The 18569-nt window shown below is 57.0% G+C and carries 14 protein-coding genes; 7 read left to right on the top strand and 7 right to left on the bottom strand.

What is annotated here, in order from left to right:
- Positions 1 to 5: 5 nt before the first annotated feature.
- The 3 genes from KW840_RS27550 to KW840_RS27540 are packed head-to-tail and all read right to left on the bottom strand — an operon-like array spanning position 6 to position 3989.
- The gene (locus tag KW840_RS27550; protein ID WP_218498405.1) at positions 6 to 698 is read right to left on the bottom strand and encodes a cytochrome c oxidase subunit 3; all 693 of its coding nucleotides are present in this window, start codon (positions 696 to 698) and stop codon (positions 6 to 8) included.
- Positions 695 to 2467, bottom strand: a complete 1773-nt coding sequence (gene ctaD, locus KW840_RS27545) for a cytochrome c oxidase subunit I (RefSeq protein WP_218498432.1) — start codon at positions 2465 to 2467, stop codon at positions 695 to 697. The genes KW840_RS27550 and ctaD overlap by 4 nt, the downstream gene beginning before the upstream one ends.
- A 49-nt stretch (positions 2468 to 2516) precedes the next feature.
- The gene (locus KW840_RS27540) at positions 2517 to 3989 is read right to left on the bottom strand and encodes a cytochrome c oxidase subunit II (RefSeq protein ID WP_218498404.1); all 1473 of its coding nucleotides are present in this window, start codon (positions 3987 to 3989) and stop codon (positions 2517 to 2519) included.
- Positions 3990 to 4303: 314 nt separating this feature from the next.
- On the opposite strand from KW840_RS27540, the gene KW840_RS27535 reads away from it, so the two are divergent.
- Positions 4304 to 4642, top strand: coding sequence for a hypothetical protein (locus tag KW840_RS27535; RefSeq protein WP_218498403.1), 339 nt, complete (start codon positions 4304 to 4306; stop codon positions 4640 to 4642).
- A 945-nt stretch (positions 4643 to 5587) separates the two neighbouring features.
- Here the strand turns inward: KW840_RS27535 and KW840_RS27530 are convergent.
- Positions 5588 to 6514, bottom strand: a complete 927-nt coding sequence (locus tag KW840_RS27530) for a LysR family transcriptional regulator (protein ID WP_218498402.1) — start codon at positions 6512 to 6514, stop codon at positions 5588 to 5590.
- A complete protein-coding gene (locus tag KW840_RS27525; protein WP_218498401.1) occupies positions 6511 to 7485 on the bottom strand; it encodes a quinone oxidoreductase in 975 nt (324 codons plus the stop codon). The genes KW840_RS27530 and KW840_RS27525 overlap by 4 nt, the downstream gene beginning before the upstream one ends.
- A gap of 491 nt (positions 7486 to 7976) precedes the next feature.
- Between KW840_RS27525 and KW840_RS27520 the strand changes: the two genes are divergently transcribed.
- Entirely contained in the window at positions 7977 to 8255 is a 279-nt protein-coding gene (locus tag KW840_RS27520; protein ID WP_057715339.1) for a DUF2790 domain-containing protein, read from the top strand.
- A 277-nt stretch (positions 8256 to 8532) separates the two neighbouring features.
- Entirely contained in the window at positions 8533 to 9186 is a 654-nt protein-coding gene (locus tag KW840_RS27515) for a hypothetical protein (RefSeq protein ID WP_057715340.1), read from the top strand.
- Positions 9187 to 9338: 152 nt separating this feature from the next.
- Here the strand turns inward: KW840_RS27515 and KW840_RS27510 are convergent, their stop codons facing one another.
- Positions 9339 to 9638 (bottom strand): hypothetical protein, encoded by a 300-nt coding sequence (locus tag KW840_RS27510; protein WP_218498400.1) that lies wholly within the window; start codon positions 9636 to 9638, stop codon positions 9339 to 9341.
- Positions 9639 to 9957: 319 nt separating this feature from the next.
- Positions 9958 to 10599 carry a response regulator transcription factor gene (locus KW840_RS27505; RefSeq protein ID WP_057715341.1) on the bottom strand — a complete coding sequence of 214 codons (642 nt, stop codon included), beginning with the start codon at positions 10597 to 10599 and terminating at the stop codon, positions 9958 to 9960.
- A gap of 320 nt (positions 10600 to 10919) precedes the next feature.
- On the opposite strand from KW840_RS27505, the gene KW840_RS27500 reads away from it, so the two are divergent.
- The 4 genes from KW840_RS27500 (at position 10920) to KW840_RS27485 (ending at position 18339) form a co-directional block, all read left to right on the top strand.
- Positions 10920 to 15746 (top strand): HAMP domain-containing protein, encoded by a 4827-nt coding sequence (locus KW840_RS27500; RefSeq protein ID WP_256353656.1) that lies wholly within the window; start codon positions 10920 to 10922, stop codon positions 15744 to 15746.
- 117 nt (positions 15747 to 15863) lie between these two features.
- The gene (locus tag KW840_RS27495) at positions 15864 to 16997 is read left to right on the top strand and encodes a response regulator (protein ID WP_150813700.1); all 1134 of its coding nucleotides are present in this window, start codon (positions 15864 to 15866) and stop codon (positions 16995 to 16997) included.
- A 56-nt stretch (positions 16998 to 17053) separates the two neighbouring features.
- On the top strand, positions 17054 to 17794 hold the full coding sequence (locus KW840_RS27490; protein WP_057715344.1) for a Mut7-C RNAse domain-containing protein: 741 nt from the start codon (positions 17054 to 17056) through the stop codon (positions 17792 to 17794).
- Positions 17795 to 18126: 332 nt separating this feature from the next.
- Complete coding sequence (locus KW840_RS27485; RefSeq protein WP_008001113.1) at positions 18127 to 18339, top strand: DUF1059 domain-containing protein; 213 nt, start codon at positions 18127 to 18129, stop codon at positions 18337 to 18339.
- The last annotated feature ends 230 nt before the right edge of the window (positions 18340 to 18569 follow it).

The following is an 18569-nucleotide window of genomic DNA, read 5'->3' as shown; positions in this document are numbered from 1 at the left end:
ACTGTTCACCTCAGGCCGCAGAATCTGGCGATGGCTTCATAGGTTTGCGGCGTGCTGGCCAGCAGCGCGAAAAGCACGAACCAAAGGCCCAGCAAGTAATGCCAATAGATGGCACAGAGCTCTACGCTGGCACCAAGCTGCGCCAGTGGCACATGACGCAGAAATCTGGCGACGATCCAGCACCAGGCGATCAGCCCGCCCAGCAGGTGGAGCCCATGCAGGCCGGTCAACAGGTAGAAGAAACTGTTGGCCGGATTGCTGGCGACAAAGTAGCCCCAGGCGACAAACTGCTGCCAGACCCAGAATTGCCCCGCCAGAAAGGCAATGGCAAACACACCCCCCAATGCAAAACCAATGACCGTTGCGCCCAGCCGAGCCTTTCGGGCGGCCATACGCGACCATTGCAGTGCGATGCAACTCAATACCAGAAAAGCCGAATTCAGCCAGAGCGGCCGGAGATTGCCTAACGGCGCCAAAGGCTCTGTCAGGGGTAGCCAGTCGGCCATTTGAGAACGGGCAATAAAGGCGATCAGGAAGAGGAAGAATAACGAACTCACCACCACCAGAAACAAGCGCAGGCCTACCCTTGCGGTTTGCCTTCTATCGGCATCCTCGGCGGCCTGCATATCCTCAGGGTCGCGACTCCAGCTACCGCCGGGATCAGCGCCGTCGGCGTTTCTCAATAGCAGCCTGTTCATGTCTTGATGTCCGCCTTGGTTCCGGCACTGAGTTGCCGCATCTGCTCCAGCTCCTCGGCGGAGACCGTTTGCGGCACGAAATCCTGCTCTATCCCCGGCACACTGTAGTCATAGGCCCAGCGATGCACGACCGGCAACTTCGCGCCCCAGTTACCATGTTTCGGCGGGGTGTCCGGCGTTTGCCATTCCAGGCTGGCCGCCCCCCAGGGATTACTGCCTGCGGGCTTGCCCTTGAATGCACTCCAGGCCAGGTTGAACAGGAACAGCAACTGGGAAACGCCGACAGTCAATGCGATCACCGTAATGAAGGCATTCAAGTCTTGCGCGGACTGCGGGATGAACGCGTAGTTTTCATAGGCGTAGTAACGACGTGGCATGCCCTGGAAACCCAAGTAGTGCATGGGGAAGAAAATGGCGTAGGTGCCCAGAAAGGTTATCCAGAAATGCAACTTGCCCAGGGTGTCGTTCAACATGCGCCCGGTGACTTTCGGGTACCAGTGATAAATGCCGCCGAACACCACCAGTACCGGGGCTACCCCCATGACCATATGAAAATGGGCCACGACGAAATAGGTGTCCGAGAGCGGGATGTCCACGATCACATTGCCGAGAAACAACCCGGTCAGACCGCCGACCAGGAAGGTGACGATAAAGGCCAGGGCAAACAGCATCGGCACAGTCAGGTGGATGTCGCCGCGCCACAGGGTCAGTACCCAGTTATAGACTTTCAGCGCCGTCGGCACCGCGATGATCAAGGTGGTGACTGCGAAGAAAAAGCCAAAGTACGGGTTCATTCCGCTGACATACATGTGGTGCGCCCAGACCACAAAACTGAGTACGCCAATCGCAATAATGGCCCACACCATCATTCGGTAGCCGAAGATATTTTTACGCGCATGGGTACTGATCAAGTCGGAGACCAGACCAAACGCAGGGAGAGCGACGATGTAGACCTCCGGGTGGCCGAAGAACCAGAACAGGTGCTGGAACAATATCGGGCTGCCACCCTGGTGATCGAGCTGCTGCCCCAGCGAGATCATCGCCGGCATGAAGAAGCTGGTGCCCAACAGCTTGTCGAACAGCATCATGACCGCACTGACGAACAACGCCGGGAAGGCCAGCAAGGCCATGATCGAGGCCATGAAGATGCCCCATACCGAGAGCGGCATGCGAAACAAGGTCATGCCGTGCGTGCGCGCCTGCAACACCGTGGTGACGTAGTTCAACCCGCCCATGGTGGCGGCGACGATAAAAATCGCCAGTGAGACGAGCATCAGGACAATGCCCCACTCGACCCCCGGTGTCCCCTGGGTAATGGACTGTGGCGGATAGAGCGTCCAACCCGAACCTGTGGGGCCGCCAGGGACAAAAAAACTGCTGAGCAACACCAGTACCGCCACCAGGTAGAACCAGTAGCTGAGCATGTTGACATAGGGGAAGACCATGTCGCGGGCGCCCACCATCAGCGGGATCAGATAGTTGCCGAAGCCCCCCAGAAACAAGGCTGTGAGCAAGTAAATGACCATGATCATGCCGTGCATGGTCATCGCCTGATAGTAAGTACTGGCGTCCATGAACGCCAAACTGCCGGGGAAACCTATCTGCATGCGCATCAAGCTGGACAACACCAGAGCGATAAGACCCACGAAGATGGCCGTCACGGAATATTGAATGGCTATGACCTTGTGGTCCTGACTCCAGATATATTTGGTCAGGAAACTCTTGGGCTCGTGCAGTGCTTCTGTCTCGGCTTGCTCCGCATAGGCCATCACGTCATCCTCCTGCCGAAGTTTCAGTGCATTCCTGGCTGTTTTACGGCTACTTCCCTGGCTCCGCCTTGCTCGCATCTGCGTCAGCATTCGCTTTGGATTTGATAAAAGCGATCAGTGCATTGAGCTCCTCGTCACTCGGAGCCAGGGCCGGCATGACGGCTGCATAGCCCTTGACGATTTTGGCATTGGGATGCAGAACCGATTCTTTGATATAGCCCTCGTCGACCTTTACGCTCGTATCGTCGGCAAGGGTTTGCGTCTTGCCATACAGGCCCTGCCAGCTGGGGCCGACGCCCTTGTTGCCATCGACACTGTGGCAGGCCAGACAGCCGAGCGACCCGGCCAGTCGCTGCCCCTGCGCCACCAGGTCTTCACCCGGGCTCGACGCTTCGCCGGTCGAAGGTTCATCGTCTTGCCCCGCAGCGCCCAGTGATTTGATCAGGGCGATGACAGCGCCCATTTCATCGTCTTTGAGAGTATAGGCCACCATGACCGGCGGGTAGCCCTGTACCAGCCGGGCCTTCGGATCGAGAATCGACTCTTTCAGGTAGGCCTCGTCGACCACCGCACTGGTGCCATCGGCAAACTGTTCAGTGCGGCCGTACAGCCCTTTCCATCCCGGGCCGAGACTGGCACTGCCATCCTGGCTATGGCAGGCCTTGCAGCCGAGCTGTTCGACCAACTGGCGGCCTTTTTCCAGCACGCTGTCGCGACCGGGTTTGGCAGTTGTCGTCAATGTCTGCGCAAAAGTCGGCTGGCCTTTGAGCCATTGATCGAAGACGCCCTGCTCTTCCACGATCATATGGCCGCGCATGTTGTAATGACCTACGCCACAAAATTCAGCGCAAAGGACTTCGTATTTTCCGGTTTTAGTTGGCGTAAACCAAAAGTACGACACCATTCCTGGCACCATATCCATCTTGCTGCGAATTTGCGGTACATAGAAATCGTGCAGGACATCTTTAGCGCGCAACAAGACTTTCACCGGGCGGTCGAGCGGAAGGCGAACTTCATTATTCATTACAAGCACATCGTCCTGCCCTGCAGGATCCTTGGGATCAAGGCCGAAGGGATTGGCGGAATCAATAAACCTGATATCCGATTTGCCCAGCTTTGCGTCCTGCCCGGGAAAACGAAAGGCCCACTGCCACTGCTGGGCGACCACTTCAAGTTCGTAAGCCTCTTTCGGCACCCGGATGAAATCGTTGTAGACAACAAGACCTGGCGCCAGCATCCCGGCAATACCTACCGACGTTATGATAATTAACCACAGTTCCAGCTTTTTATTTTCTGGCTGGTAGGCCGCCCTGGCACCCTCCTTGTGACGATACCGCATCACCGCTACAGCCATGAATACCGTGATGGCAATGAAAAATATTCCGCTAATGATCAGGGTGATGAACAGGGTGGTGTCTATGGAACCCCAGTTGGAAGCTGCCGGTGTCGCGTGCCAAGGCGCCAGTATGTGGAATAGCACTGATGCAATAACGATTAGTATCAGGACAATTGCTATTGCCATTTCCTCTTCATCCTATTCCTGTTGTTCATTGGTTATGCAAAAGCATCGCCACTGACGTCCAAGCAGGGCAGACAAATACCACCCATCGGGGCGGCAAAGTCAGTAAGAAGTATAGAGCCCATCGGGTTGTACGTGAGGTTGGCAAGCGAGGCCCGGCGACCGGCTATACTGAATGTCTGATGACGGGCAGCAGGGTCGGCCAGAAGCGGCGCCAAAAATCGAACCCTGCCCTTGTGCAGTCATCCAACATAAGTGATGGCATCGAGCAGGAACGATAGATACAGATTCCAGCAATCCACATGGGAGGTTTCGTCATGAGTGCCCTGACGATCGAAGGTTGGTGCAAAACCAGCGGCGCCCAAAAGTCCACCCCGATGGGGGAAGTCCATTTCTACGTCGACGGACCTCTCCATGTCCGTCTGGAGGAGGCCGAAGAGCGCTTGCAGAAGACCCACGAGCCGGAAGCCATGGTCGATGTCGATATGGACTCGATGGATCTGATCATGCCCGAGGGATACGCCCCCTTGTCCGACTGTCAGATGCGTGTCTATTTGCACCACGAACGCGGACAGTTCCATCTGGTTGGACACCGGGCGAGTGACGGCAGTTTGATCTACACCAATGCGGTGTTGATAGATCAGCTGCTTGAGTAGCGGTTACGTGATTCTCGGCATCGATGTTTCTCCGCGGGTAATGTGCGGTGCCGAAAACTCACTCGTCTATTAAACAGAATTCAGTGTGTTGCTTCGACCGGTTGAAACCACAGTTAGAAGCGGCCCTTCCGCCCCGTTAAATCCACCTCGCCTCAGGGACAAGTAGCCCCTACCAAAAACAATCGGTGAAACAGGGCCGCCACTCTCTCCAAAAATGGGGTACTACACCCACCCAACCAGGCGTTTACCACCAACTTTGAGGAATATTCCCCCCTCCCCCCTTTCTCTCGCTTGAAACCCCTCGCAAACAGCTTGTTAATTAATTTGAGTTTTTTCTTCGCCGTATTGAAATGGCTCATTAGTTGCACCACCCCTGGTACCCGCAACAGCTGTCGTCCCGGACATCATGGAGACGGCGGGGCTCGCCGGATTCGGCATGACGCGAGGGGTAGGAAATGAAACGCGCGACACCACCATGCGGTTCCATCGCCTTACTGCCCAAGTCAAGCCTGTGGTGCGTATTCCACGCAAGAGTGAGGATGAGTGATGGCTTCCACTGATAGATCAATTGCTCGAATCACGAAACGGCCGATGGCCCTATATAAGCAGCTGGCCGAGTTGGGCCTGATGTTTATCGCGTTGGTGATGACGCTGGCGTTGTCCGCTGTACTGGCGATGGAATTGACCCTTGGAGTGTTCTGACGAGTTATTGCTCATGCGACGAGCGCCCGTTTTACCAGGCACCCATGCAAAGAAAACGGTTATGGGAGGTGTGTCATGTGGAATCAGCCTCTGATGATTGTGGCGATCTACCTTGCCATCACCCTCTGCATCGGCTGGTTGTGGTCCGTTACTATCCTGTATTGGCTTTGATGCAATGCTGATTTTATGAACACACATGACCGGCAGCCATGTGTCGGTCAGGGGGAACCGAAGGTCAGCCGGTCAGATGGCCCATGGGGGCGCGGGGGTAAACTTTGACTCGATCCATTGTTTGAACGCGACGACCACGGCACCCGGAAACTTGGCTGATGGCCTGACCAGGTAGACCCCACCGGCGGTATCCAATTGCCAGTCAGGAAGGACCTGCAACAGTCCCCCGGCAGCAATATCACGACTCATCAACCAGTCACCTGCCCCCAGTATTCCCGCATCGGCGCAGGCCGCTGCAAGTAATGACTCGCTGTCATTGGCCGTCAGGTTTCCTTTGGGAGAAACCGTCTGCAGTTCATTGCCGCGATGGAGTCTCCACTGAGGAAAAGACGCAAGGCCACTGAAGCGAAGGCAATTGTGCCTGATCAGGTCCTGTGGCGTTTCGGGCATGCCGTGCTTTGTGATGTAAGCAGGCGAGGCACACAGTATCCGGCGATGGTCACTCAGTTTTTTGGCTATCAACCGGCTGTCGTCCAACTCTCCGATTCGGATCGCCGCGTCAAAACCTTCATCGATGATGTCGACCAGACGCTCGCTATAGTCAGCGATGATCGAGACATGCGGATGAGCCTTGAGAAACTCCGGCAGCATCGGGCCAAGCCAACGCCTGCCCATGGCTGCCGGCAATGCAAGGCGCAAAGTACCGTGGATTTCGCTGGCGCCCTCGGACGCTTGATGCTGCGCTTCATTCATCAATTCGATGGCTGAGCGAAGGCGTTGCTCCAGCCTGGCACCTGTTTCAGTAATTCGAACCTGGCGGGTGGAGCGCTCCACAAGCCGAACGCCAAGGCGCTTTTCCATTGCGGCGAGTCGTTTCGAAACGACGGTTGGGTGTCGCTGCAATAGCCGGCCTGCCCCGACAAACGAGCCTTGCGAGGCCACGGCCAGAAACGCAGCGATTTCGTCGCTGTGCTGATTGTTCAGAACATCAAGATTCATGGTTTTAGAATGATCGCCCCCGATGAACGCCCCGACTCCAGGTCCGCATGCGCCAATGCTGCGTCCGCCAGAGAGTAACTTGCCCGGACCGAAGGTTTGATAATACCTGCACCTATGGCGGCCAACACATCCTGCGCTCGTTCCTGGTACTCAGAGGCACTCGCCGTATGGGCTGCCAACGAAGGACGTGTCAGGAACAGCGAGCCTTTGGTATTGAGTGTCGACAGTTCCACGGCTGACGGCGCACCTGATGAGGCTCCGAACGATACCATCAGGCCTCGTGGTCGCAAGCTATCCAGGGATGCCTGGAAAGAAACACGCCCTATCGGGTCATAGACGACGTCGACCATTTTACCCTTGGTGATACGAGCGACCCGGGAAGCCAGGCTGTCCGCATCGAACACCAGGACTTCATCGCATCCCGACGCCAGGGCTTTCTCGACACTGGCCTGCTTTGAAACCACACCGATCACGATGGCACCCAAGTGTCTGGCCCACGGCACCATGATTTCCCCCAGCCCTCCGGCCACACCGTAGAGGAGAATGGTTGTACCGGGCCCCACAGGATAGGTGGCTTTCAACAGGTACTGCGCAGTGATGCCCTTGAACATGACGGCTGCTGCATCGTCAAATGACAGCGAATCCGGAATTCTGACCAGCCGCTCTGCCGGATAAAGCCGGGCCGAAGCATAGGAACCCAAGGGGCCGGTGGCATAGGCGACGCGATCCCCTACTCGCACGTTGCTGACACCCACACCCACAGCGGCGACACGCCCCGCGCCTTCCAGCCCAATTCCAGATGGCAAAGCAATCGGCACCGCCCCTTTTCGTTGGGTCACGTCGAGAAAGTTGACACCTACAGCCTCTTGCTCAAGCCATACCTCACCCTGGCCGGGCGCTTGTTCGCTCAGTGTCTCCAGGTTCAGTACTTCAGGGTTGCCGAACTGGATAAACCGGATCGCAGATACCATGGTCATCTCTCCTTCAGTCAGAAGCCGTTATCAAATGAGTGACCTCAGTGTGATAACTGACCTACTGATGAACAAGACTGGTTTATTGCAGGACATTAATGCACCTGTTGCAGCAATATAATCATGGATAGCACGCTTTACTACGTGGAGCATGTTGGTTTCATTGTGATTTTGGAGATGCCAAAGATTGCCTCCGAGAGTCCGCCATGGGTCGGATATAACCCTCGGTGACAGGCAGAAATCGGCCAATACCCGACGCATGACAATCGGTCATGACATGTCATGACCTCCTTGAAAAACGGACTTTTTCCAGCAAATACGGGGGTTAAAGGACGAACGGTCGAGAGGCGTCAAGCGTGGGGAATTGCCGGGAGTTTGCAGCCACTACAGGCTTTTCAGGCAGGCGCGTTCGTCGCGGTCAAGTGAACTTCACTTTCACCACGTGTCACATTAAGTCCTTGTCAAGCGAACTTCAGTGGAGGTACAGCCTTATGAGCATGGCCACGATTGTCAGTGCCGTGATTTCCAGTCTCGCACCCAGTGTCTTTGACCAGAGCAGCCTGCAAGAACCCGGCGCGCATGTTTCAGCCGTTGAATACCACTACGGGATGGACATCGATGTGAAACGGGTACTGCAGCGCACCGATACATCCGACAAGACCGGCGTGGTACCGGTGACCCTGGTCTACGAAGACAGCGAGGGCGAGGTTCACAAGATCCGTTTCCTCGAATGGGGTGGAAGCCCCGCCGACCCTACCAGCATTGCCTGATTCGCTCGTCGATCGGGTTCCGGGCCTCACCGCCCCCCAGAAGCGGAAGTTAAACCTCCCATGCACTCAGTGCGATTGAGGTTTTTGGTTACCTGAAAATGGACATGATCGAATGACTAAAAGTTCATTCGAGAAACTCACTATTATCTTGCTGGCGTAATGTCGCAAGATTAACTGATAACAATTGCTGGATCTAAATGGCAGTCAGCAACGGTAAATTCCAATCAAGCCGTGGCCGAGAGCCAAGTTGATTCACTATTGAAGCCAAGAGGTCACCATGGAACTTAGTATGTTTTCTTCGTCCACCGTGGAATATGTGCGTTTGGGCGTTGTATATTTTCATCTTATCGCCTGCTGTGTGGCAATCGGGCTGGTCTTGACCAGCGACATTGCAATGGTCAAGCAACTCCTGAAGGGAGATGCGTCAGGCCACCACGATGACGCGCACATGGAAAGCCTTCAGAAAACCGTAGTGCTTGCACTTGTAGCGCTCTGGATTACGGGCATTGGTATTGTCGGGATCGATTATGCCGGCAAGGGGATGGAATATTTCCTCAATCCAAAACTGCAAGCCAAAATCGGCATAGTAGTGCTGTTGACCTTTAACGGCATCCTGTTGCATAGCGCGGTATTGCCGGCACTGAAAAAAGCCGGTTCGTTACTCAAACTCTCCTTCAGCCTGCGCATGCTGGCGCTGTTTTCCGGCGCCCTCTCTGGCGTGTCATGGTTCTATGCCGCCATGCTGGGTATTGGTCGTCCGCTGGCCTGGAAGTACTCGCTGGTGGAGTTGCTGGCAGCCTATCCGGTACTCATCGTCGGTGGTTTCGGGGCGATGGTACTGCTCACCGCCTGGGCAAAAGACAGAGACACCGAAGCGCGTTTGGAGCAAGACACCAGGCCCCTGGGAAACGCCGCCCTGGCTGGATGGTGAAGTCAGGTTGAACAAGGAAGTTCAGCTTTAGCCAATAAAATCCGTTGTTAGCCGTTCGCAAAATTTGAGTTGAGCGCCTGACCGGCAAAGTCTCCCCGCCGGGCGACGATAGTGAAATCTCAATTACCCGCAGTAGTCATGGAGGCAGGTATCTATCGCTTCCCCTTTATGCAGACTACGGACAGATATGCACCCCAAAGAACACCACATAGGGCAAGTATCAGTTCCGGATTGAAAACACTCTGATCGACCGGCGCCACCAGGATTTCGCTATAAAGACACATGGCGCCCGCGATCAACGCAAAAAAGTAGCCTTTTCGGTTTCTAGTCCGGCGCAGCAACAGAACCTTTTTCAGACCCTCGTCTTTCCATTCCTGTCGGGGTATGAGTTGGATCTCCTCCAGCAGCACCACTCCCCACAGCAATGCGCATAACCAATAACCTATCATCATGATGCCCTCCAGTTTGAACATTGATTCAACATGAATGCAACGTGCACTCCGCGCTCAACTTGCGAGTATCAATTCCGGAGTCTTTTCTGACTCGTGAAACTTGCTCTCATGCATATCCTGAAGGCCATGGCGGTACAAGACTTTGACGAAGACAACTCTATTGAGCGAACGAAAATTTGCCGAGAGGTAAATATGCTTGATTGGAACGGCTCCCGCTATCGACGTTAGCAGGACATCTTTGTGGAGATTTCGACCAAGAGCTTGTAGTGATTCCACTACAAACAGTCTGGTGCCCGGCTGCGTCGGATGGCAGGGCGATCTAAGTCAACAGGCCGTTTTCGAGTGCATAGCGGGCCAGTTTCGCGTTGCTGTCCATCCCTGTTTTTTCCAGGATGCGTGCCCGGTACGTCGTGACGGTACTCGGGCTCAAGTGCAATATCTGAGCGATGCGGACAATTCTCTCGCCTGCAGCGAGGAGCTTGAGTACTTCAAGCTCCCGGTCGGATAGCGCTTCGTGGGGCGCCGCGTCGCCTTTGCCGATAGCGTTGACCAGTTTTTCCGCCAGCTCAGGACTGACGTGCTTGCCACCTGAGGCCACCTTGCGAACTGCCGTAACCAGGGTGGCTGCGGAAATATCTTTGGTGAGGTAGCCCGCAGCGCCGAGCTTGATTGCGCGTAACGCATAGGCCTCGACCGAATGCATGCTCAGCATCAGAACGGCGAGCTTGGGCTTGTGCGCACGCATGAGTTTGAGGAGTTGGAGGCCGGTCTTGTCGGGAAGCTGAATATCCACCAGCGCCACGTCGAAATCCTGCTCCCGGACCAGGAGCATTGCGTCTTGTGCCGTCTCGGCTTCACCCGTTACGTCGATCTCGCCGGCAGTCTCCAGCATGCGTCGCACGCCGCTACGCACGATGCTGTGATCATCCACCAGCAAGACTCTGATTTTGTGGTCAATCATCTGTATTTTCCATTCGCACCCGCAAAGCCCCCGGCCGTATCGTGTCTCGACCTACAGATGATGTTGAACCCGCCGGCACAGTGGCGCGCGCCCATGCATTCCCACACCAGCCCTGCGGCCAGTGGCCAGCAAGCCATGGAATCTACTGCAGAGTTTGACGTTAGCAGGCACAGAGCACACTTGCACTTTTGCCTCAGGCGTTAGCGGCGCCTAAGCTCTTAGGATTGTCTGCACGCCCATGGGTAATGCCTTGCCCGTGGCATCAATTTTGACTGGACAGAGGCATCGCCACAGTGACGACACCGATCGAAGTTTTCGACATGAAGACGTTGCTGGCAGCGCTGAAGTCGTTGCGCAAAGGTGACTTCACTACGCGTATGCCGGAAGACTGGACCGGCATGCCGGGCAAGATCGCTGACACGCTCAACGAGATCATCGACATGGCAGCCGACACCACCACCGAATTCGAACGCGTGGCGCGTCTGATCGGCAAGCAGGGCAAGGTCGATGAGCGTATCGAATTGCCGATGATGAAAGGCTCATGGCAAAAGATCGTCAACTCGAGCAATGCGCTCACCAGCGACCTCATCAGCCCGATGAACGAGATCATTCGCGTTGTCGGTTCGGTTGCCGAGGGTAATCTGAACCAGCAGGTACCGCCGGTACTCAACGGCCTGAGACTGCGGGGTCAGTTCCTCAAATCCGCCGAGATCGTGAACACCATGGTGACGCGACTGGGCTCCTTCGCTTCCGAGGTGACCCGCGTGGCGCGCGAAGTCGGCACTGAAGGGATTCTCGGTGGGCAGGCCAATGTCAAAGGGGTGTCCGGCACCTGGAAAGACCTGACCGACTCCGTCAACGACATGGCCGCCAATCTGACCACCCAGATGCGCAACATCGCTTACGTGACGACTGCGGTGGCCAAAGGCGATCTGGGCAAGACGATTACCGTCGAAGCCAAGGGTGAGATTCTCGAGCTGAAGAACACCATCAATACGATGGTCGGCCAGCTCTCGAGTTTCGCTGCGGAGGTGACCCGCGTGGCGCTGGAAGTCGGTACCGAAGGCAAGTTGGGCGGTCAGGCGGAAGTGCGCGACGTATCAGGCACCTGGCGCGACCTGACCGAATCGGTCAACGGCATGGCGGCCAACCTGACCACCCAGGTGCGCAACCTCGCACAGGTGACGACGGCGGTGGCGCGCGGCGACCTCGGCAAGAAAATTACGGTTGAAGCCAAGGGCGAGATTCTCGAACTGAAAAACACCATCAACACGATGGTCGACCAGCTCTCCAGCTTCGCCGCGGAGGTGACACGCGTCGCACTGGAAGTCGGTACCGAAGGCAAACTGGGCGGACAGGCCGAAGTGACCGGCGTGTCCGGTACCTGGAAGGACTTGACCAATTCGGTCAACGGCATGGCGGCCAACCTGACCACCCAGGTGCGCAACATTGCCGACGTGACGACGGCGGTGGCCAACGGCGACCTGTCACGCAAGATCACAGCCGAAGCGAAAGGAGAAATTCTCCAACTCAAGGAAACCATCAACACGATGGTGGACCAGCTCTCGACCTTTGCCGACGAAGTGACACGCATGGCTCGCGAAGTGGGGACTGACGGCAAGCTCGGTGGCCAGGCCAAGGTGACAGGCGTCGGTGGAACCTGGAAAGATTTGACCGACTCGGTCAACAGCATGGCGGCCAACCTGACCAATCAGGTGCGCAACATCGCCGACGTGACGACGGCGGTGGCCAAAGGCGACCTGGGACGCAAGATTACCGTGGAAGCCAAGGGCGAAATCATGGAGCTGAAGAACACCATCAACACCATGGTGGACCAGCTCAATAGCTTTGCCGCCGAAGTGACGCGGGTGGCGCGCGAAGTCGGCACCGAAGGAAAGCTCGGGGGACAGGCACAGGTGCAAGGCGTGTCCGGCACCTGGAGGGATCTGACCGAAAACGTGAACTTCATGGCCGCCAACCTGACCAGCCAGGTACGAGGCATCGCGAAAGTGGTGACCGCTGTAGCCAACGGCGACATGAAGAAGAAACTGACACTGGAAGCCAAGGGTGAGATCGCCGAACTGGCCGATACCATCAACGGTATGACCGATACGCTGGCGCTGTTCTCCGATCAGGTGACCTCGGTGGCGCGTGAAGTGGGCGTCGAGGGCAAGCTGGGGGGCCAGGCCAACGTGCCGGGTGCTGCCGGCACCTGGCGCGACCTGACCGACAACGTGAACGGTCTGGCGGCCAACCTGACCAATCAGGTGCGCGCAATTGCCGATGTGGCGACTGCCGTGACCAAGGGCGATCTGACCCGTTACGTGGAGGTGGAAGCAAAGGGTGAAGTGGCGGAGCTCAAGGACAACGTCAACGAGATGATCCGCAACCTGCGGGAAACCACGCGGCAAAACGCGGAGCAGGATTGGCTCAAGAGCAATCTGGCGAAATTCAACCGTCTGCTGCAGGGCCAGCGCGATCTGGCGGCAGTCTCCAAGATGGTGCTGTCTGAACTGGCTCCGCTGATCAACGCCCAGCACGGTGTGTTCTACATGATGAACGAGAGCCCGCCCGATCCTGCGAAACTCAAGCTACTGTCCGCTTATGCGTACAAGGGAAACATCAATGTGAACGATGAGTGGCGGCTCGGCGAGGGCCTGGTCGGGCAATGCGCTTATGAGAAGCGGCGCATCCTGCTGACCGATGTACCCGCAGATTACGTCGCGATTTCATCCGGACTGGGCGCGGCCGCCCCGCTGAACATCATCGTGTTGCCGATCCTGTTCGAGAACAAGGTCAAGGCCGTCGTCGAAATGGCTTCGTTCACGCGCTACAGCATCATTCATCAAACCTTCCTTGATCAGCTTGCTGAATCGATTGGTATCGTGCTCAACACGATCGAAGCCAATATGCGTACCGAAGAACTGCTCAAGCAGTCGCAATCGCTGGCGCAGGAGCTGCAAAAGCAACAAGAAGAATTGAGGCAGACCAACGAGGAACTGGGGGACAAGGCTGGACTGCTGGCGGAGCAGAAAGCCGAAGTCGAGCGCAAGAACCGCGAAGTCGAAATCACCAAGCTATCGCTGGAGGAGAAGGCGGAGCAACTGACGCTGACCTCGAAGTACAAGTCCGAATTCCTCTCCAGTATGTCCCATGAGCTCAGAACGCCATTGAACAGCTTGCTGATCCTGGCCCGCCAGCTCAGCGACAACGCGGAACACAATCTCACTCCCAGGCAGGTCGAATATGCCAAGACCATCCGTAGCGCGGGCAAGGACCTGCTGGAGCTGATCGACGAGATTCTCTACCTGTCCAAGATCGAGTCGGGTACGGTCACACTGGATCTGAATGAAGCGCTGTTCGACGACCTGCACGACCAGATCGAACGCACCTTCCGGCCGGTCGCCGAAAGCCGGGGCCTCTCCTTCACGATTGAACTGGCGCCTACCCTGCCCCCCGTCATCCGGACCGACGAAAAGCGCCTGCTGCAGGTGGTCAAGAACCTGCTGTCCAACGCCTTCAAGTTCACTGAACAAGGCAGCGTCAAGATCAGCATCGCGCCCGCTGTGTCCGGGTGGAGCGTGGATAACAGCGAATTGAATCGTGCCGATGCGGTGGTCGCCTTCGTGGTCACCGACACCGGCATTGGCGTCTCGGCCGGCAAGCAGAAGCTGATCTTCGAAGCGTTCCAGCAGGGAGATACCGGAACCTCACGAAAATACGGCGGCACCGGCCTCGGCCTGTCGATCAGCCGCGAGCTCGCACACCGGCTGGGCGGTGAGCTGCGACTGATCCCCGGTGAGATCGGCAAGGGCAGTACTTTCGCGCTGTACGTGCCCTTGCGTACACAGGATGCCCAGGGTCAGACGCTAGACGAATCAGCGACAGAGGCAGTACCTGGCCAGGTCAAGCGCGACCTCATGTCAAACCCGACCGCACAGGTACTGGACGACCGCGAGTCTGTCCAACCCGGGGATCAAGTGCTGCTGATGCTCGAGGGCGACGCCCGATTCGCCAGCATTCTGCTCGAGGCCGCGCACCAGAAGGGGTTCAGGGCTATCGTCACGACACGTGGCGCGGATGCACTGGAGCTTGTCGAGCGCTTCAAACCCGCCGCGATCACACTGGACCCGGGCCTGACGGACATCGATGGCTGGTCGCTGCTCGAACAGTTGAAGCGCAATTTCGCCACGCGTCACATCCCGGTCCAGATCATCTCGATCGCTGACGACCACACCCGCGGGCTGCGCTATGGCGCTTTCGACTATCTGCTCAAGCCGGTCACAGCCGACGAGATTCAAAATGCGCTGGCCGCCATCGTGGCATTCGCTCGGCGCAAGACCCGGGACCTGCTGCTCTTCGACGGCGACGAAGGGAACCGCGCCCGCATCCTCGATCTGCTCGATAACACCGACGTGAAGATCACAGCGACCGACAGCGGCGCTGACGCCATGAAGAAACTGGCAAAGAAACGCTACGACTGCATGGCAATCAATCTCAAACTGCCCGACGCATCCGGCATCAGGTTTCTCGAGGCGTTGCAGGAAGACCACGCCATGCGTGAATTGCCGATCGTCGTCTATGGTGCAGAGACGCTGACCAAACCGGAACACGAGCGTTTCAGGACACTGCTCGGCAAGAGCGTCATCAAGGCCGTTCAGTCCCCCGAGCGCATACTCGACGAAACCGCTCTGTTTCTACACCGTGTCGTCGCCAGGCTGTCGCAGACCCAGCGCAGAATGCTGGAAAAACTCTATGAAGGTTCGGACAGTCTCGAGGGTAAAAAGGCCCTGGTGGTCGACGATGACGTGCGCAATATTTTTGCCCTGACCAGCGTGCTTGAGAGCAACAAAATGTTGGTGGCCACGGCCGAAAACGGCCGAACCGCCATAGAACTGCTGCAGCAGCAGCCCGATACCGACATCGTGCTGATGGACATCATGATGCCCGAGATGGATGGCTTTGAAACCATGCGCCAGATCCGTACATTCAAAAGATTTGAAGCCCTGCCCATGATTGCGCTGACGGCCAAGGCAATGATGGGTGACCGTGAAAAGTGCATCGAGGCAGGCGCCTCGGACTATGTCAGCAAGCCGGTGGACACCGACCAGCTACTGTCACTGATGCGCAAATGGCTCTATCGATGATTCTGTGCCGCGCTGATTGCGCGACAGCAAAGGTGGCAAAGTGCGCAAGGCCGGCTCGACTTTACCGGTGTTGCCGTAACGGCAAGAGGCGCTAGCGCAAACCGAAGTGGCATAAATATGCAGCAGGAACCCCCGGTATTCAATGAGAGAGCCCAGGTGCGGCACCCGCTCCCGCCTGATGGCGTGCCAGCATCCGTGTTGCTGGTGGATGACAATCCCGCCAAGCTCACGGCGCTCGCCGCGGTGATTGCCGACATGGGTCTCGATATTGCCACGGCGACTTCCGGACGCGAGGCGCTGCGCCTGCTATTGCAGCGCGACTTCGCCGTCATTCTGCTCGACGTGAAAATGCCAGTGATGGACGGTTTTGAAACCGCTGCACTCATTCACGGCCGCCCGAAGTCGGCCCACACGCCCATTATCTTCGTCACGGCGGAGGCCGACACGGATTCCGAGCGTTTCCGCGGTTATACGGCCGGCGCAGTCGACTACATCTTCTCGCCGATTGTGGCCGAGGTTCTTCGCGCCAAGATCCAGGTGTTTGTCGACCTGTTCTACTTGCAGCGCAAACTGACGATGCAGGCCGAAGAATTGCTGCAATCGAAGCTGCAGCTGCGTGAACTGGCCTCCTATCAGGAGCACATCAAGGAAGAAGAGCGAAAGCGGATCGCACGGGACATCCATGACGAGCTGGGGCAGAGTCTGCTGGCGTTGCGAATCGATGTCTCCATGTTGCAGACGCGCACCAGTACCATGCACCCCAAGCTCAACGAAAAGGCCAGCGATGCTCTGAATCACCTCGATACAGCCATCCGCAGTGTCCGCAGTATCATCAATGATCTTCGGCCACCCGTACTCGATCTGGGATTGCAGGCAGCGATCGAGTGGCAACTTGAAGAGTTCCGGCAGCGCAGCGCGATCGATTGCACGATGTCGGCGAAAGACGAAAACTTCCGTTGCGATCTGAATGAAAAATCCGCCACCACACTGTTCCGCATCGTGCAGGAATCGCTGTCGAATATTGCCCGGCATGCGCAAGCGACACAGGTGCATATCGAACTCTCCAGGGAGGGTCGCCGGCTTTACCTGCAGATCAAAGACAACGGCGTAGGCATGACGGATCGCAAAAAACTGAACTCGTTCGGGTTGGTGGGGATGAAGGAACGCATCAGCATGCTGGGCGGGGAGTTCACGATCGACAGCGCACCGGACAAAGGAACGAGATTAACGATATCGCTGCCACTGGACTGACCCGGCTGGCATCAACACCAGAACAACCACACTGCAGCCCTGCCATACTGTTCAACATGACCAGTGCAACTTTCCGCTTCTACGAGGAGCTCAACGATTTCCTGCCGGCCGAACGGCGGCGGCAACCCTTCACCTGTGAGTGCGCGCAAGGGGCGACGGTCAAGCACATGATCGAGGCGCTCGGGATACCGCACACCGAGGTCGAACTGGTGCTGCTCAACGGCGAGTCGGTGGGCCTGGAGCGGGTGATCCTCGACAATGACCGGCTGGCGGTGTATCCCAAGTTCGAAGCGCTGGACATCAGCCCGCTGCTCAAGGTTCGTGCGCAACCTTTACGGGTGCTGCGTTTCGTCGCGGATGCGCACCTTGGCGGGCTGGCCAGTCTGCTGCGCATGAGCGGCTTCGACACCCTCTACGACAATGGCTTCGAGGATAGCGAGATCGCCGAGATCGCTGCGCAGCAAGGACGCATCGTGCTGACCCGCGACCGCGAACTGCTCAAGCGGCGAATCATCAGCCACGGCTGTTATGTGCATGCCCTGAAACCGTCGCTGCAGCTGCGCGAATTGTACGAGCGCCTCGATTTGGCGCGTAGTGCGCGGCCATTCAGCCTGTGCCTGCATTGCAACCTGCCGCTGCACGAGATCAGCCTGGAACTGGCCCGGACGCAGGTACCGCCACGCATTGGCGTCCTCTATTCGCACTTCCTGCGCTGCGACGCCTGCCAACGGGTTTACTGGGAGGGTTCGCACTGGCGCGGTATGTGCGCATTGCTGGCACCGCTGCTGAATCGATAGCCGCGCGCATCGGGCCAGCTGCGTTGCCAGGGATAACTGGCTTTTGCATCAGGTAGATAACGGCCATGTGAAGTCATTAGTAGTTGCCACTTAACCAGCATAAAAAGGGACAGACCACGATTTCAGGTAAATGCCGAGCCGTCGTGATCCGTTCCCTGTTTCCGCGCGGCCGTTTTCTATGTCTGGCACAACTACCCCGACATCGGTGGGCCTATACTTTAACGGTTGGCACACTCGATGTGGCATGCAGTCGTGTTTGATGTATGGGGGACGCGTCGAGCGATCGTTCACGCAGGCCACGGCCTGCCTTCGTCGTAGGGAGGAAAACATTCATGGCGCGTAAATACATCGACTGCCGCGAGTTTCCGAGCGATTCCCACTGCTCAATCGCACTGTCCGCAGACTCTGAAAACGAACTGCTCGAGGCCGCCGCGCAGCATGCGGTTAGTGTTCACAAGCACACCGACTCACCAGAACTGCGTGCTCAACTGAAGACGATGTTTCACGACGGAACCCCGCCTGTTGAAGCACCGCGTCCTGCTTAGCACCCAGGGGGTTCAGAGGAGTGATTGTCATCGATAAGCACCTACGAGGCTCATTTCGATGAGTTCCGCAGGCCTGAGGGTAGTTTTTTATGCCTGGCACAATCTGAATGACGAAGGAGATCCCCAAGGAGCTGCCGATGGCTGCTCCTTGGGGGTGCTTTGGAGAGCTTGTTTAATGTGGCTGCGTGTTCATTCAAGCTAAGCTCAAGCTGATTCGACAGACTGCTATC

The organism is Pseudomonas sp. PDM30 (assembly GCF_019218985.1).
Taxonomy (GTDB): domain Bacteria; phylum Pseudomonadota; class Gammaproteobacteria; order Pseudomonadales; family Pseudomonadaceae; genus Aquipseudomonas; species Aquipseudomonas jessenii.
Note: the sequence above shows the minus strand (reverse complement) of the source record. Positions and strands in the feature narration are given on the sequence as shown.